This window comes from Aequorivita sp. CIP111184, from assembly GCF_900489465.1.
GTDB lineage: Bacteria > Bacteroidota > Bacteroidia > Flavobacteriales > Flavobacteriaceae > Aequorivita.
The window spans coordinates 1-17,915 of record NZ_UEFQ01000024.1 but is presented as its reverse complement, the minus strand read 5'-3'; the positions used below and the strand labels follow the sequence as shown (position 1 = coordinate 17,915).

Genomic DNA, 17,915 nt, shown 5'->3' with positions numbered 1-17,915 from the left:
GGTGCTTTTTTATTGAGATTAGGTTATATAAAAAAAGGATAGTTGTATTCTTTTTAACATATTGGAATGTTCTAAAATACTATCATTCAATAAATTTAACATTTCGTTGGGAAACCGTGGTTTTAGAATTTAACGTAAGTATTGATAATTAACTTAAAAATCAAGCTTATGAAAATTAAAATTACGCGAAATCTTTTCTTATCGATTTCATTTTTACTAACGGCATTCTTGTCATTTGGTCAAGTAACCAATGGCAATGATACAGGTCCTGGTTCATTGCGTCTAGCAATAGCAAACGCCAATGCAAACCCTGGTCCAAATACAATTACTATTGGGTTGTTTGTCAACCCAGTTTTAACATCGGGTCCAATAAGTATTACAGATGAATTAACTATTTCAGCCTTTGGAAGCACAATTAATGCTGCTGCAAATAATGGTAGAATTTTTACAATCACTAATGCGAATTCTGTAAAGATTACGAACGTAACTTTTATAAATGGTACCGACGTAAATGGGGGAGCTATATATAGTGAGAATACTAGTCTCGATATAAATGGCTGTTCTTTTAATGACAACAATGCGAATGGATCTCCAGGAAGTGGGGGTGCAATTTTTAATATTGGAACTGGAATTTTAGATATTAATGGAGGTTCTTTTAGAAGAAATACAGCAAATAGAGCAGGTGGAGCTATTGAAGTTCAATCCTCTAATAATTTAATTGTTACCGGAAACACAGTTTTCTCGGACAATACTGTTACAGGTCCTCCAGGAAATGGTGGAGCTATTCATATTACAGGTGCAGCATCTTCAACTTTGTCTGCTAGATTTTTAAGAAACATAGCAGTAAATGAAGGAGGGGCTTTATGGAATGGTACAGGCACAATGACTCTTATAAATTGTGATCTTAATGGAAACTCTGCACTGGGCCCAAATACTGGTGGTGGAGCTTTATTCAATAATGGTGGAAATTTAAATGTTGATGCATTAACAAAACTTACTGCAAATATCGCAATGGGTACAACTCCAGGCGGACGCGGTGGAGCAATCTTTAACAATACCGGAGGAACACTTACATTGGCTTCTGGTCTAATTATTAACGGTAATTACGCAAGTAGAGCTGGTGGTGCAATTGAAGACACTTCAGGCGGAAATTTAACCTTGACTGGAATCACTTTGGAAGGAAATTCCGCAGGGGCAGACATTGGATTGGGAACAATGGCAAATCCAGGAAACGGAGGCGCTTTGCATTTGTCGGGAACTACTTCTGCAACAATTTCAAACAGTACAATAAGAAATAATCAAGCCGCCCAAGAAGGAGGTGGACTATGGAACAATGCTGGAATGATGTCAGTAACAGGTTCAACTATTTCAGGAAATATAGCTTCGGGTAATCTTCCAGATGATGGTGGTGGAGGTATTTTCAATAATGGGGGAGCTTTAATGGTTTCTTCAACAACCATATCCAATAACATTGCAGATGGAACTGCGGGTTCGGGAGGAGGAATTTTTAGCCTTACCCCGGGAATCTTAAATATTAACGGAATTAATATCTCTGGAAACACTGCCAATAGAGCAGGAGGAGGTATTGAAGTGCTTTCTGCTCCAGGTGAATTATACAACTTTTCCAATGTTACTTTGAGAAATAATACAGCAACGGGAGCAACTGCACCAGGAAATGGTGGAGCCTTTCATATAAGTGGAGTCGGAAATTCAACTTTCACTAATTGTATTGTTCAAAATAACACAGCCGTTGAAGGTGGTGGACTTTGGAACGGTACCGGAATAATGACTATTACAGGTAGCGATACAGAGTTAAGCACAAACGAAGCTACAGGAAACAATCCTGAACAAGGTGGAGGTGCTCTCTATAATGATGGAGGAACCATGAATATTGATTCATTCGCAGATATTTTTAGCAATATAGCAACTGGAACTTCTGGTTCTGGGGGAGCTATTTTGAGTACTTCTGGAACTCTGAATGTAAATTCGGCGGCACTTACTTCAAACGGAGCAAACCGTGCGGGCGGTGGAATAGAAATTATAGATGGAACAGCAAATCTTGTTGATCTGCAATTAATTTTCAATGATGTAAACGGAACAGCTACTGGTGGAATTCCAAATCCAGGAAATGGGGGTGGACTTCACGTAACTGGTAACACAACCAATGTAACTTTAAGTGGAATCGTATTTTTGAATGCGGCCGCATCTGAAGGTGGAGGATTATGGAACAACGGCGGAACTATGACTGTTCAGGCTGGAGCTGTAATCTTTGCAGATACCTTTATAGATTTTAACACAGCAGAAGGTGATGCTTCTGATAATGGTGGCGGAGGTATTTTCAATAACGGAGGTACCCTTACTCTTGCGCCAGGAACTCAAGTAGTGCGAAATGTAGCAAGTGGAACTGCAGGTTCTGGAGGTGGAATTTTCAACCTTACCCCAGGAACTTTGGTAGTTGATGGGGTAACTTTTGAAGACAATTCAGCAAACAGAGCCGGTGGTGGAATTGAACTAAATTCTGCTATGGGCGAAACGTATACATTCAACAATGTTGTTTTAAATCAAAATACAGCCAACGCTCCAGCGCCAGGAAATGGAGGAGGACTTCATATTACTGGTCCTGGAAATGTAAACTATAACGGCGGAAGTGTTACAAATAACATGGCTTTTGAAGGCGGTGGACTTTGGAATGGGACTGGAACAATGTCTGTTTCTGGAACTTCCATTACAGGAAATAAAGCAACTGGTGATGCAACCGGTGGTGGTGGAATTTTCAACTTTGGAGGTATTTTAAATGTTGATGCTGCAACTACGCTTACTGCTAACGTAGCAATGGGAGCAACCCCAGGAGGACGCGGGGGTGCTTTGTTTAATAACACGGGAGGAACATTAAATGTTGCAACCGGAAGTGCCATTTCAGGAAACTATGCAAGTCGTGCAGGTGGGGCAATAGAAGATGCGTCAGGAAATACGCTCACTTTAGACGGAGTTACCTTAAGTGGAAACTCTGCAGGTGTTAATATTGGGTTAGGTACAATGGCAAATCCGGGTAACGGTGGCGCTATTCACCTTTCTGGAACTACGAACGCAGCTATTTCAAATAGTACAATTCAAGATAACAAAGCTGCCCAAGAAGGTGGTGGACTTTGGAATAACACTGGAATTATGACTGTTGAAGCAACAACTCTAAGTGGAAATACTGCAAGTGGTCTTTTGGCAGATGATGGTGGTGGAGCTCTTTTCAATAATGGGGGAATACTTAATGTTTTAGCAGGAACTGAAATAACAAATAATAAAGCAGATGGAACGGCAGGTTCTGGTGGTGGAATTCATAGCACTGATGGAACTGTAACGGTAACCAATGCGATAATTACAGATAATGTTGCAAATCGTGCAGGTGGTGGAATTGAAATCGCTGCAGGAACATTAATAATATCTGGGACTACTTTAAATACAAACAATGCAGGTGTTGCACCAGCTGTTGCCGCTCCAGGAAATGGTGGTGGGCTTCACGTTGGTGGAACTGGAAATGCAACTATTACAGGAGGAACCGTTGATGCAAATATTGCAGCTGCAGAAGGCGGTGGTCTTTGGAATGGCGGCGGATCAATGACTGTTGATGGAGTGCCAGTAACAAATAATATTGCTAGTGGTGCAAATGCCGACAATGGTGGTGGTGGAATCTACAATGATGGAGGAACTTTAGATATTCTTGAAGGAACTTCCATTAATAATAATATGGCTAACGGAGCTGCAGGCTCTGGTGGTGGAATTTTATCGACAAATGGAACCGTAACCGTTGCAGATATTGCAATAACCCAAAACTTTGCGAATAGAGCAGGAGGAGGGATAGAAGTAATTGATGGAGCCCTTAATTTAAATGGCACCTTTGTAGCGCTGAATGATGTAAACGGAACTGCAGGTACACCAAACCCCGGGAACGGTGGTGGAATACATATTTCTGGAGCTACTACAACAATTATTAATGATGCGTCTATTTCTGCAAACAACGCTTTCAATCAAGGTGGTGGAATTTGGAACCAAGAAGGAAGCACCATGAGTGTTTTCAATACAATGGTTAATTTAAATAAAGCCATTAGCGGCTCTGGTGGGGGAGGAATTTATAATAATGGTGGAGAACTAGGGGTTATAAATGGAACTATCCAAAGCAATCTTGCAACTGGAACCTCGGGCTCTGGTGGTGGAATTTTAACAACTGATGGTGGTGTAGCCATTATCGGAGGAATGATTGATGCCAACGCCGCAAACCGTGCAGGTGGAGGTATTGAAATAGTTGCAGGAACATTAGATATGACAAATACTTCTTTAATAGGAAACAAAGTTGATATTACTGCTGGAACACCAAACCCAGGAAATGGTGGTGGAATGCACGTTACTGGAATTGCCACAATAAACATTTCTGCAAGTACCATAATTAATAATGAAGCTGCAAGCGAAGGTGGGGGTCTATGGAATCAAGTAGGAAGCACAATGACTGTTGACAGTTCTTTATTGGACAGCAACGTAGCTCGTGGGAATGATGCCACAAATGGTGGTGGAGGTATTTTTAATAATGGAGGTATTTTAATTGTTCAAAGTGCTTCAACAATCACAAATAACAACGCATCCGGTACAGCTGGCTCCGGTGGTGGAATTCAAAATGTTGATGGTGGTTCACTGACTGTGAATAATTCAGTAATTGCAAATAACTCAGCGAAGAGAGCTGGGGGTGGTATTGAGGATAATTCTTCAGTTTCACCTGGAAATATTACACTTTTTTCAACCAATTTGGATAATAACACAGTTGGAACTGCCCCAGGAAACGGTGGTGGTCTTCATATAACTGGCCCTGGAATTGCAAATATTACTAATGGTACCGTAAATGGAAACTTTGCAAACGCAGAAGGTGGTGGCTTGTGGAACGGAAGTGGAACAATGACCGTTGATAATGTTGTTATTGATGGAAATACCGCAAGCGGAAATGATCCAGATCAAGGTGGCGGTGGTATTTTCAACGAAACCGGTATTTTAATTGTTCAAAATGGAACAACTATTAGCAATAATATTGCTGGCGGAACTACTGGTTCTGGTGGAGGTATATTGAATAATCTTGGAACGTTATCAGTTATAGATTCTGAATTAAGTGGAAACACTTCAATGAGAGCTGGTGGGGGAATTGAAGAAAATTCTGCATCAGGAAGTTTATTGACTTTAACAAATTCAGATTTGATGAATAACAGCACAGCTTCTGCTCCCGGAAACGGTGGAGGATTGCACATTACAGGTGCCGGCGATTCAAATATCACTGGAGGAACTGTTAGTGGAAATACTGCTTCCCAAGAAGGAGGTGGACTGTGGAATGGCGCAGGCATTATGACTGTTGATGGAACTACAATAGATGCAAACATTGCAAGTGGTCCTTTAGCCGATGATGGTGGTGCTGGTATATTCAACAATGGAGGTACTTTAAATGTACTAAATGCTACAATTTCGAATAATATTGCCGATGGAGCTGCAGGTTCAGGTGGTGGAATTTTGAACAATGAAGGAACACTTACCGTTACAGATTCAGATTTAACTGGAAATATTTCAATGCGTGCCGGTGGTGCAATTGAAGAAAGATCGGTTGCTGGAAGCATTTTAACTTTGACAAATGCAAATTTGACGAATAACAGCACAGCTTCTGCTCCCGGAAACGGTGGTGGATTGCATATAACTGGCGCCGGTGATTCAAATATCGCAGGTGGTATTGCAACAGGGAACACGGCTTCAGCCGAAGGTGGTGCATACTGGAACGGAACTGGAACAATGACTATAGACGGTACAACTGTTGATGGAAACACTGCAAGTGGTACTGATGTTGACCAAGGTGGTGGAGGTATTTTCAACGAGATGGGAACCTTGACTGTTTTAAATGCAACCATTTCAAACAATATCGCTGATGGAGCTGCAGGTTCTGGTGGTGGTATTTTGAACAACCTTGGAACCTTGACTGTTTCTGATACACAATTCACAAGTAATACATCAGTTAGAGCTGGTGGTGCAATTGAAGAAAATTCGATTGCAGGAAGTGAGTTGAATCTTACTAATGTAATTTTCACAACAAACACAACTTCTGCAGCTCCCGGAAACGGAGGAGGACTTCACATTACTGGTGCTGGAGACTCAAACATTACAGGCGGTTCTGCAACAGGAAATGTTGCTTCCGCTGAAGGTGGTGCACTTTGGAATGGAATGGGAGTTATGACTGTTGATGGAATGATTATAGACGCTAACATGGCCCAAGGAGCTGACGCCGACAACGGTGGAGGTGGTGTTTTTAACAATGGTGGAACATTGAATATTGTAAATGGAACTTCAATTACAAACAACCTTTCAAACGGAACCGCTGGTTCAGGTGGTGGATTGTTGAGTACTTCAGGGGATGTATCGGTTTCTGATTCTTCTTTCAACGGGAACTCAGCAAACAGAGCTGGTGGTGCAATTGAATTGATTGATGGAACACTTACTTTCACAAATTCAGATTTAACAAATAATGACGTTAATGGAACTGCAGGAACTGCTGCACCAGGAAATGGTGGTGGTCTTCACGTAACTGGAACAAGTGGTTTGGTTACTATTTCTGGAAGTATAATTTCAGGAAACGAAGCAGCTCGCGAAGGAGGTGGACTTTGGAACCAAAGCGGAACTGTTATGAATGTTAATACTACAACAATCGATGGAAACAGTTCATTTGGAACTGCAACAGATGATGGTGGTGCTGGTATTTTTAATAATGGAGGAATGTTGGAAGTTATAACTTCAACCATTTCAAACAACAATGCAACATCTGGAACAAGTGGAGGTGGAGCAATTCACAATGCGACTGGTGGTGATGTAATTGTTATGAGAAGTACACTTTCTGGAAACACTGCAAACGGTGCTGGAGGAGGTGTTTATAACAACGGTGCAAGTTTTGATTTAAATGCAGTAACTGTAGCAATGAATACAGCTGGTTCAAGCGGTGGTGGTATTGAAGGTGCTTCAAGTACTTCACTAAAGAATACTTTGATTGCATTAAACACTGCAAGTTCTGGTATGGATGTTAATGGTTCTTTAGCATCAAACAATTATAATTTAATTGGAACGGATGATGCAGCTGCATTCCCAGAACAAGCAAATGATGTTGAAGAAGTAGATCCAAGGGTTGGCCCACTTCAAAATAATGGTGGTGTTACCGCAACCCATGAACTTTTAATAGGTTCATTGGCATATAATGCAGGTGATCCTTCAGATTTGTTCAATGACCAAATTGAGCAAGCTGTTTTTGGTGGAATTCGCGATATAGGGGCTTTTGAAGCACAGAATATTCTTCTTTCAATAGAAGATATTACTGCTGGTGAAAGCGGTATTGTAATCTATCCAAACCCTTCAAGAGGTTTTGCAACTGCAAAAATTCCTGCAACTTTTGGAAACGATGTTCAAATAGTTATTGTTGAATTAGGTTCAGGTAAAATAGTTCGCAATTTCAAAACTACAAATGGCGAAAAAGATTTAGATTTCAGTAGCTATTCAGATGGAGTATATGTAATAAAAATTGTTTCTGAAACTTCAAGTTCAACACACCGATTGATCTTGGCGAAATAATTATTTAATTAAATTAAATTTTAAAAACCCTTTCTGTAATAGGAAAGGGTTTTTTATTTCCGTTCCCGAAAATTAAAACTGTGAACATATCCTAAACTAAGTTCCGTAAAATCTGCTTGTCCAAGATTTGCGTTGAGGTGTGCGCCTATGTAGAAATTATTTTTCGGTGTTTTTTCCATTCCTATTAAATAGTATTTAAGACCTAATCTTGAGGAAATGCGATGTTTTTTCTTATAACTTGCATCTAACTCACCCAAAACCCAACTTTCAGGAATCTCCCTAGGGGTATTGTCCCAACCTTGATTAATTCTCCATTCTGCTTTGTAAGCAGGCTTAAAAATATTATATCCCAACTGTAGATCAATACCCACGTGATTTAAGTATATCTCTCCATGAAGACTAACTCCTAAATTGGTAGCATAATACCACGGATCGTTTCTGAAATAATCAAACTCGCGTCCATCCTGCACCAAAGATTCGTTTCCTTTTATATAATCGTAGTAGTGTTGGTAAAATCGGTAATAAAAACCAATTCCAATTTTAAACGTGTTATTATAAACCCGGCCGTATTCCCCTGCGATAGTGTAAACATTTTTCTTATCATTAAAAGCAAGTCCAAATACGTTTTGGCCGAGCCCACCACGAATCGCATAATAATCATAAACTGTTTTTTTATAAACTGGAAGGGATTGAGATGTAACAGTTTCAGATTGATTTAAAGGATTTTTAATATCTGCCGAAAAGCTTACCAAAAAAGAATTATATCCTTGATTCAGCAAACGCATATGTCCATTGGAGTGATGCGAATAACCTAAACCAACCCTCCAATCTATGCTTTTTGTTGAAAGAATTTGGTAATAAAGATACATTCGAAATGCCCAAGTTATATCTGTAGTTACGGCTTGGTTTTGTGGATTTGTTTCTGCGTCGAATTTTTTTGTGAAATAGCTAGCGCCCATTCCCGTAAATATTTTCCAACGGTCGCTTCCAAAAGCTTTAAATTCTATAAAGGGCATTGCTGTTATAGCGATTCCCAAACTATCCAAATTTCCGAAATGAGTTATGCCAAGTGACAAGCCTGTTTTTGGCGCCTTCAGTTGCTGTGCCCAATCCTGTGGATTATTATTGTGATTGCGACCAAAATTTAAAACAGCTTGTTTCTGTAGCTTTGTTTCCGGAAAGCCATCATTAGCTTCCATGGTTAATCCCACAAGAATTTCCGGCGTAAAAGTGAAGGCACTTTTCTTCCAATCGGTCTCTGTTTGAGCGAATGTCAGAAAAGATACAAAAAGAAAGAAAATGGTTAGTTGTAGTTTCATTTGGCGCTGCAAGTAACAATTTCCCTGTTAATTTTAAAAATTTTAATCCTACATTAGTTGAAAATTTAAGTATCTCCTTTGAAAGAACTAGACAAAATTGTTTCGCAAATGGCCTCTGCAGCTTGGGGTTTGCCATTATTAATACTTTTAATTGGAGGAGGATTATATCTTTTAATTAGAATTAAATTTCTTCCATTTCGTTATTTGGGACACGCCATTGCAGTATTGAGAGGAAAATATGACAACGAAAGCGATGCTGGCGAAATAACACATTTTCAAGCATTGACAACAGCTCTTTCTGCCACAGTTGGAATGGGAAATATTGCAGGAGTTGCCGTGGCCATTGCTATTGGTGGCCCAGGAGCTGTTTTTTGGATGTGGGTGAGCGCTGTAATTGGGATGTCAACTAAATTCTTTACGGCTACGCTCGCCATTCTCTACCGCGGAAAAGATAGTGAAGGAAAAATTCAAGGCGGCCCTATGTATTTTATAACAGAAGGTTTGGGCAGAAAGTGGATGCCTATGGCAGTTTTATTTAGTGTTGCAGGGTTGGTTGGGGCTTTGCCAGTTTTCAATGTAAACCAACTTACCCAAGCTATTAATGATATACTGTTGAAACCTGCCGGAATATACTATGGTTTTAAAACAGACTTAATTATTGGTTTGGTGTTGGCTGCAATCACTGCCCTTGTAATATTAGGAGGACTTTCGCGTATCAGCAAAACAGCTTCTAAAATTGTTCCAGGAATGGTGATTCTCTACTTTCTATTGGTTTTAATCATTTTAGGGGTTCATATTGATGTAGTTCCCAAATACTTGGGAATGATTATTACCGATGCTTTTTCTGCAAATTTTTATAAAGGTGATGCCTTTCTGGGCGGGGCTATTGGAGGAATAATTCTTTTGGGAATTCGTCGTGGTGCATTTTCAAATGAAGCAGGAATTGGTACAGCGCCTATGGCCCACGGCGCAGCAAAAACCAGTGAACCAATAAGGGAAGGACTTGTAGCAATGTTAGGTCCAGCAATAGATACTTTAATAATCTGTACGCTTACAGCTTTGGCAATTTTGGTTACGGGTGTTTGGCAGAGTAGCGATGCAAACGGTGTTAGTTTAACTGCATCTGCATTTGAGGAAAGCATGCCGGTTTTAGGAAAATACGGTTTATTGGCATGCATTGTCACTTTCAGTATTTCTTCGCTTTTTTCATATTCTTATTACGGTAGTAAATGTATGTCATTCCTTTTCGGTGCAAAAAACAAGGGGATTTATAACTATTTCTACATTATAAGTATTCTTATAGGAGCTACAACATCATTGAATATGATGATTAATTTGATTGATACCTTTTTTGCATTGATGGCAATTCCTACGATGACGGCGACAATTATACTTGCGCCAAGAGTGATAAGGGAAGCAAAGGTTTATTTTGAGAAATTAAAGCATAAGAAGATGTCCTTATAAACCTACCTTCAAAAGTGAGGTTTATCATCACTAGCTTAACCGTTGAATTAAGGGCAAGGATTATGAAATCTTTATTTTTAATGAGGCCTCTTTGGTGCTTTCGTAGAAAAACTATCCAGTTTTTGGTTTACCAAAGCTGTGAATTTTTTTGCTCCATCTGGATTTAAATGGTTTTCATTTAAAAAATCATTCACTATAAATTGGAGTGTATCAGTTTCCTCTCTCAAAAGTAATACGTTGCTGTATTTTTTCTTAATTATAGTAAGTATGCTGTCTCTTCGATGAACTACAGCTGGGTTTCTTTTTTTAAGATATGTTTTATACAAGGGAAAGGTGCAAATTATTACGCTCAATTTTTTGGACTGCATATAGTCCAGCATATTGAATAGATATGTGGTATTGTTTTTAAATATATCTAAATTTTCGCGCGTATATATTTTAAAATGATTGTTAGTGATTTTGGAAGTGTCGTAGTTTAATTTATTGAAGGAGCCGTAATAATTATTAGTATCAAAGCCGAACTTATTCAAATGAACCTTATCATCTTTATATATATAATAGTTTCTCAATTTTGCAGAATAAAATCTTGCGTTTGATAGATATAACAGTCTATCTTTAAAATAAGTGGTTCGTTCAAAAGCATTAATATCATAATATTTTAGATAAATGTTGTTTTTCCAAAATTCATTTGAATGATATGGCAATTCTAAATGCATATAGGATACTTCAAACAATACATATTTTAAATTTGGAAGCCTATCTATAGTTCCCTGTAAAATTAAAAAATCTTCTTTGTGATGTTGCGACGAAGAAGCAATATTAATAGCTATTTTATTTGATAAGGCAGGGTTAAAGCCGCATCTTACCTGAGATGACCCTAAAGCCATTAATTCAATTTTTTTTGAATGTGAATTTAAATAATCACTCACAACCTTGTAATTTATAGGAAGATTTACAGCTAACATCTCCAGTATACAATAGATGATAACCACAGGTATGAAAAAAAGCAGGCAGTATTTTAAAAATTGCCGCTGCGATTTATTAAAATTGGAAATAGATAAAATCTTCTTTAAATCCGGCATATTGAAAAATGAAAAAAATGAGAGTATAATAAATAATCCAACGCACAGGCAAACTAACATATCTGTCAATTTTACTTAACGGAAATTCCTTAAATCGCGTCAATATTTCAGCAGTTATCATAATAAAGAAGCATACCAAAAAATATTTGTTTATTAATAAACCAATATTGCCACTAGGAATAAAGGAAAAAATTCTTTGAAAAATAAGCCAAACATCATCAATATTTTGACTTCTAAAAAGGATACTGGATGCAATAATAACAAGCAAACTGAATAAAGGAAAAAGTAAATGGGGTCTCAGTGTTTTATGAAATAGTCGAGATCTACCATTTTTTGATATTGGGGTTCTTTCTAGAACAATTAAAAATCCTTGAAAAACACCGAATATTATGAAGGTAGAATTAGCACCGTGCCACATACCTACAAGGCCCATAGTTAAGAGAACGGCTATATTTCGCAACCATTTGCTGCGAGGGTTTTGTTTTGTTAGTGGAAAATAAACGTAATCTGTAAACCAACGAGTTAGGGTTATGTGCCAACGCTGCCAAAAATCTGTTACACTTTTGGCTAAGTATGGTATATTAAAGTTTTTACTAAGTTTAAAACCGAATAATTTAGCGCTACCAATAGCAATATCTGAGTAGCCCGAAAAATCACCGTAAATCTGAAAAAAGAAAAGCACTGAAGCATAAAGTAAGGAAAGACTTCCATAATCCTCGGGAGAAGCGTAGACCATATTTACAATATAAGCGGCATTGTCTGCAATTACCATTTTCTTAAAAAGCCCCCAAAGAATCTGACGTAGGCCTTCTTTTACCTCTTCTTTTTTAAAAGTCCGCTTTTTGCTGAACTGAGGCAACAAATCAGAAGCTTTTTCAATTGGCCCTGCAACTAACTGTGGAAAGAAACTAACAAAACATAAAAAGTTGAGCAGGTTTCCAGTAGGTTTAATTCGTTTTTTGTAAACGTCAATGGTGTAGCTCATCGTTTGGAAAGTATAAAAACTTAACCCAACTGGAAGAATAAGGTTTAATGTACTAAAAGCATATTCGCCTTGTTGCAGATTAAAAAGCAGTGCAAATTCATCAATAAAAAAATTGTAGTATTTAAAAATGAAAAGCACTCCCAGATTCCAAAGAATACTGCTGTAGAGATAAAATTTTTGAGTGTTATTCTTTTCGTTCTCTTTTATAGCAAGTGCGGCATAGTAATCTACAAGTGAGCTAGCAATAATAAGAAACAAAAATCGCCAATCCCAAAGACTATAAAAAAAGTAGCTGGCAACAAGTAGAATTAGATTTTGAGCTTTTATTCTTTTGAAGCCAACTGCCCAATATAATAAAAGGGTTATGGGCAGAAACAATCCAAATGAAAAGGAGTTGAATAACAAAAGCTGGGGAATTTTGAGGTAAATATAATAAAATTGCAACCAGAGTAAAGCTTTTCATAGATACCTCAGAATTATTTATAGATAGTTCATTTTAGATATTAGAATAATAATTCATTTTACGTATTGAATATTGTTTGCAATATAACTTGTTAGGTATTTTATAGTCAGCAATTTACACTAATGTATTTCTTTATTTTTTTTAAATTATTTAAGAGATATAAAAAAAATAGGCTTGCATAATTAATATGCCATCCTTTTTATCAATCTTAAATAATTTTAATAAAACTTAAAACTCTTTGTAAGTTTTTTCCGTATGTTTAAATGTTTTTAAGTCCCCACAATGAAACACCTACTACTTTTATTCTTCATTATAGGATTTGGCTGTAATGCACAAAATGCTGTGTTTGATACTGAGAACAGTAAAGGAAAACTATATGAATATGCTGAATTTTATGATGCCGGAAAATCTAATTACGAGCTTTCAGAAATCCAGCATGGTTTTTCAAATAAATTTTTGCCATTAAATTCCGAAAACCAAAGTACTGGCTTCACCACGGATAATTATTGGATTAAGTTTAAGTTGGAAAATAGCAATGATCAAGCTAAAACATATTACCTTGAAACAGCTAGGCCTATTACAGATGTTGCCGAACTTTATCAAATTAGCAATGATGATAAAATAACGAAATTTAAAAGTGGAGACCAAATTCCTTTTAATGAACGGCAAGTGGCGCATCGTTCTACAGTTTTCAAAATAGAGCTTCCCGAAAATAGTGAACAGCAATTTTATCTCCATCTTAAAAGTGATGGTGAAACAATTAACCTTCCATTCAACCTTTATACAGAATCTGAATTTTGGCAAGTAAATTATAAACAACAAATGTTTCTTGGGTTATTTTATGGAATATTGTTTTTGGCCGGAATTATTTATTTATTCTTTTATACCAGTTTAAGGGCAAAATCTTTTCTTTATTACGGGATTTATGTTCTTTCCATTGGCTTGATGCAGGCTGCGCTCGATGGACTTCTTTTTCAGTATTTTTTCACTTCCCCAAGTTATTTCGCCGCCAGAGCAGTACTTATAACTGCTATTTTTTCCAACTTTTTTCTTTTGAAATATTGTGAGCATTTCCTTGGAGTAAATAGTAAACTACCGCGTTTTTCAATAATATATAAAATACTATATGCGCTCATGGCCATAGCGGCTTTATTAATTTTTATAAATCCGAAAACGTTAGCTGTTGCGTATCCAATTTGCAATATTAATGGTATGTTGAGTTTGTTGCTTATTATAACTACCATTGTTTTAATGCGTTTTAGAAAAATCACAATAGACAGGTATTTTTCGATTGGAATTTTTTTCTTGGTAATAGGTCTAATGGGTTTCGTAATGAATAATTTAAACTTGCTGCCCAATAATTTTTATACTCTTAATAGCGCAAAATTTGGGACTGGTTTTGAGATAATTTTTCTTTCCATATCCATGACCTATTTCATTAGAAATTTAAGGATTGAAAAAGAAAAATCACAAGAAGTAGCCCTTCAAAAATCCGAAGAAATAAGTGGGCTAAAATCATATTTTATGTCCAATATGAGCCACGAACTTAGAACCCCTCTCAATACTATTATGGGTATTGCTGAAATTGAATTGAGCAAACTAAATAATAATGAGGAGCGCAAGCAATTTGAGATTATTAAAAATGCCTCCATCAGTCTTTTAAGTAATGTAAATGATATTCTCGATTTTGAAAAAATTGAGACGAAACAACTCGAATTGAAAAAGGAAGAATTCAATCCATCTATTATTCTTAATCAAATAAGTAATAACTGGAGAGAAGAAGCTATTAATAAAGGACTGAATTATCAGTTCGAGATGGATTATGAAATACCAATTTTGGTTAAAGGAGATCAGGAAAGATTTGTACAGATAGTCAACAATGTGTTGGGGAATGCGGTGAAATTTACCAATACTGGAAACATTCTCTTCAAAATGAGATGTACAAAACGCGCAAAAGGAATATATAATTTTTCCTTTAATATTTCTGATACAGGAGTAGGGATAGATTCCGATTTCAAACAAAATATATTTGACAGTTTCAATCAAATGAAATTAGACCACAAACGCCGATTTGGAGGAATAGGTCTTGGTTTAACTATTGTAAAGTATTTAGTAGAATTACACCAAGGAACAATTAATATTGAAAGTACGCCTAACAAAGGCACCCAAGTTTTTATAGATATTTTGATTGAAGGTGTGGTGAAGGATTCATCTATTGATACCCCAGCCTATGTAGAATCCAGTTTACAAAATAAATTACACGTATTGGTTGTGGAGGACAATGTATTAAACCAAATGGTAATGCGCAAAATGCTAAACAGTTATTCGGGAGTAAGCTTTGCAGTTGTAAATAATGGGGCAGAAGCTATTGAAGCCTTAAAAAAAGATATATATAATATTGTTTTAATGGATCTTCAAATGCCCGTAATGGATGGATATGAAGCCACCCGGCTTATTAGAAATGGAGCATCGGGTAAAACAATTTCAACCATCCCAATTATTGCCGTTACAGCAGATGCTATGCAGGAAACGCACAAAAAAGTTTTGGACATTGGGATGAATGATTATATGACTAAGCCTGTAAATAGAGACTTATTAATAGAAAAAATGAAAAAGTATAAAAATGATTCAATTTTAAAAATTGCCTAGCTATCAATCAAAATAGCTAAAGGTTTCACCATCTTTTATATTTAGCAATGTTTCATAAATAAGTTTAATTACATTTTCAACATCATCACGATGGACCATTTCCACAGTAGTGTGCATATAACGTAAAGGAAGGGAGATTAAAGCACTCGCCACACCTCCATTGCTATATGCAAATGCGTCTGTATCTGTTCCCGTAGCTCTAGATAGTGCAGCCCGTTGAAATGGAATCATTTTCTTTTCTGCAGTTTCAACTATTAAGTCGCGTAGTTTTTGTTGCACTGCCGGGGCATATGCTATTACAGGACCACAACCAATTTCTGCCAACCCTTGTTTCTTTTTGTCAATCATTGGGGTAGTGGTGTCGTGGGTAACATCAGTAACTATAGCTACATTCGGTTTTATACGATCTGCAATCATTTCGGCGCCACGGAGACCAATTTCTTCCTGTACTGAATTGGTGATGTAGAGCCCAAAAGGTAATTGGATTTTATTTTCGTGAAGTAATCTCGCTACTTCGGCAATCATGAAACCACCCATTCGGTTATCCAAAGCACGGCAAACAAATTTATCCTTGTTCAAAATATGGAATTGATCGGGATATGTTATTACACAACCCACGTGAATACCCATTTTCTCTACTTCTTCTTTATCCTTTGCACCTACATCTATAAAAATGTTGTCAGGTTTAGGGGTTTCTTCTTTTGATTTATCGCGCGTATGTATTGCCGGCCATCCAAAAACACCTTTTATAATACCATTTTTAGTATGAATATTTACAATTTTTGAAGGCGCAATTTGATGGTCGCTGCCGCCATTTCTAATTACATATAGCAATCCATCATCACATATATAATTAACATACCAAGAAATTTCATCTGCATGCCCTTCAATTACAACCTTAAATTTAGCTTTGGGATTTATTACGCCCACTGCAGTTCCATAGGTATCGGTGAAAAATTCATCAACGTACGGTTTAAGATAGTTCATCCACAATTTTTGTCCGTCCCATTCATAACCAGTCGGCGCAGCATTGTTTAAGTATTCCTCTAAAAATTTTAAAGATTTGTCAGTTAATATTGAAGTAGTCATATAGTTTTTTGTTCTGAAAAGATGTGTATCGGTAAAATTAGCGATTTCTTATTAAGTCGCACAATGCAATTTGCTTATTTTTGGAACGTTTTTGGATAACATCTCGCTTTCTATAAAAACTATTGGAATGAAAATCACAGTACCTATATATATATGTATAATAATATTCAGTTTGACCACGGCTATTGGACAAACCGATACAGAGACTCTGGAAAAACAAAAAGATTCCACTGAGATTATGTACTATATAATTAAAGGGGATACTACGGCTCGTGAAATTATTAATCTGGATGAAGTGTATCTTTTGAAAAAAGTTAAGTTCATGTCAGAACAGGATAAGCGTCGGTATTTAATTCTTCGCCGAAAAACACGTAAGGTATATCCATATGCCAAGCTCGCTGCCGAAAGATTGACCACAATGACAGAAAGGTTAAAGACTATAGAGAACAAAGGGGATAGAAGAAGATATACCAAACGGATACAAAACTATATTGAAGGAGAGTTTTCTGAAAAATTGAAAAAGCTAACACACACCGAGGGCCAAATATTGGTAAAGCTTATTGATAGACAAACGGGCCGTACGGCTTTTGATCTTGTAAAAGAACTCCGCACTGGTTGGCGAGCCTTCTGGTATAATACTACTGCCAGTCTTTTTGAAATTTCCCTTAAAGAAGAATATAAGCCTTTTGAGGTGAAAGAAGATTATTTAATTGAAGACATCCTGGAAAGATCTTTTCGGGATAATATACTTGAGCGCCAAGCTCCTGCATTTCCAATTGATTATTTAGATCTCACCTCACATTGGAAAAGAAAATCTGTTGATAACTAAAAGGCGGTGCAGGTTGCACAGGAGTTTAAAAGGTATTACTTTTGAAGTTCGTTCTTTTAATTTTTGATTGTTATCTAATTCGCTGAATAAGCCTTGTTTATGGTTTTGTCTGGTGTTTTTTTAAAGCTTCTTACCTATCTGAATAGTTTGTAAAAACTTTTTTGTTTTTAAATAGGTAGCTTTCAAATGCTTGGAAAGTATTTGAAAAAAACTTTAAAAAAACTACGAATTAAGTTTGTGGGATTGAAAAAGCGATCTATATTTGCACCCGCTAAAAAGAACAACTAGAGGTGTTCTAAAAAGCAAAGAGCAACGGTCTTAAATTTTTTTTGAAATATTTTTTAAAAAGTATTGCAGGATTAAAAAAGAGTTGTACATTTGCACCCGCTTAGAGATATAGGCACGGTCT

General features: G+C 36.8%; 8 protein-coding genes. 4 read left to right on the top strand and 4 right to left on the bottom strand.

Translation table 11 applies throughout. The features are described from left to right. The first annotated feature begins 168 nt into the window (after positions 1-168). Positions 169-7,626, top strand: a complete 7,458-nt coding sequence (locus AEQU1_RS09360) for a choice-of-anchor Q domain-containing protein (protein ID WP_111880615.1) — start codon at positions 169-171, stop codon at positions 7,624-7,626. Between the two features lie 53 nt (positions 7,627-7,679). Here AEQU1_RS09360 and AEQU1_RS09355 read toward each other — a convergent pair whose 3' ends face one another. Beyond that, entirely contained in the window at positions 7,680-8,945 is a 1,266-nt protein-coding gene (locus tag AEQU1_RS09355; RefSeq protein ID WP_111880613.1) for an acyloxyacyl hydrolase, read from the bottom strand. Positions 8,946-9,053: 108 nt separating this feature from the next. Here AEQU1_RS09355 and AEQU1_RS09350 point away from each other — a divergent pair, with 108 nt between their 5' ends. Then, positions 9,054-10,409 carry an alanine/glycine:cation symporter family protein gene (locus AEQU1_RS09350; RefSeq protein ID WP_408730907.1) on the top strand — a complete coding sequence of 452 codons (1,356 nt, stop codon included), beginning with the start codon at positions 9,054-9,056 and terminating at the stop codon, positions 10,407-10,409. A gap of 77 nt (positions 10,410-10,486) precedes the next feature. Here the strand turns inward: AEQU1_RS09350 and AEQU1_RS09345 are convergent, their stop codons facing one another. Further along, positions 10,487-11,296: a hypothetical protein gene (locus AEQU1_RS09345; protein WP_146743738.1), complete on the bottom strand. Its 810-nt coding sequence runs from the start codon at positions 11,294-11,296 to the stop codon at positions 10,487-10,489. Positions 11,297-11,450: 154 nt separating this feature from the next. Continuing rightward, positions 11,451-12,881 carry an MBOAT family protein gene (locus tag AEQU1_RS09340; protein ID WP_111881375.1) on the bottom strand — a complete coding sequence of 477 codons (1,431 nt, stop codon included), beginning with the start codon at positions 12,879-12,881 and terminating at the stop codon, positions 11,451-11,453. Positions 12,882-13,221: 340 nt separating this feature from the next. Here AEQU1_RS09340 and AEQU1_RS09335 point away from each other — a divergent pair, with 340 nt between their 5' ends. After that, positions 13,222-15,588 (top strand): hybrid sensor histidine kinase/response regulator, encoded by a 2,367-nt coding sequence (locus tag AEQU1_RS09335; protein WP_111880608.1) that lies wholly within the window; start codon positions 13,222-13,224, stop codon positions 15,586-15,588. A gap of 3 nt (positions 15,589-15,591) precedes the next feature. On the opposite strand, the gene AEQU1_RS09330 is transcribed toward AEQU1_RS09335, so the two are convergent. Beyond that, the gene (locus AEQU1_RS09330; RefSeq protein WP_111880607.1) at positions 15,592-16,677 is read right to left on the bottom strand and encodes a M42 family metallopeptidase; all 1,086 of its coding nucleotides are present in this window, start codon (positions 16,675-16,677) and stop codon (positions 15,592-15,594) included. A 127-nt stretch (positions 16,678-16,804) separates the two neighbouring features. On the opposite strand from AEQU1_RS09330, the gene AEQU1_RS09325 reads away from it, so the two are divergent. Further along, positions 16,805-17,506, top strand: a complete 702-nt coding sequence (locus tag AEQU1_RS09325; protein ID WP_111881374.1) for a DUF4294 domain-containing protein — start codon at positions 16,805-16,807, stop codon at positions 17,504-17,506. The last annotated feature ends 409 nt before the right edge of the window (positions 17,507-17,915 follow it).

Coding starts and splice junctions, on each gene's coding strand:
- AEQU1_RS09330 (WP_111880607.1), bottom strand. CDS start 16,677: ATGACTACTTCAATATTAACTGACAAATCTTTAAAATTTTTAGAGGAA.
- AEQU1_RS09360 (WP_111880615.1), top strand. CDS start 169: ATGAAAATTAAAATTACGCGAAATCTTTTCTTATCGATTTCATTTTTA.
- AEQU1_RS09345 (WP_146743738.1), bottom strand. CDS start 11,296: ATGGCTTTAGGGTCATCTCAGGTAAGATGCGGCTTTAACCCTGCCTTA.
- AEQU1_RS09350 (WP_408730907.1), top strand. CDS start 9,054: ATGGCCTCTGCAGCTTGGGGTTTGCCATTATTAATACTTTTAATTGGA.
- AEQU1_RS09325 (WP_111881374.1), top strand. CDS start 16,805: ATGAAAATCACAGTACCTATATATATATGTATAATAATATTCAGTTTG.
- AEQU1_RS09335 (WP_111880608.1), top strand. CDS start 13,222: ATGAAACACCTACTACTTTTATTCTTCATTATAGGATTTGGCTGTAAT.
- AEQU1_RS09355 (WP_111880613.1), bottom strand. CDS start 8,945: ATGAAACTACAACTAACCATTTTCTTTCTTTTTGTATCTTTTCTGACA.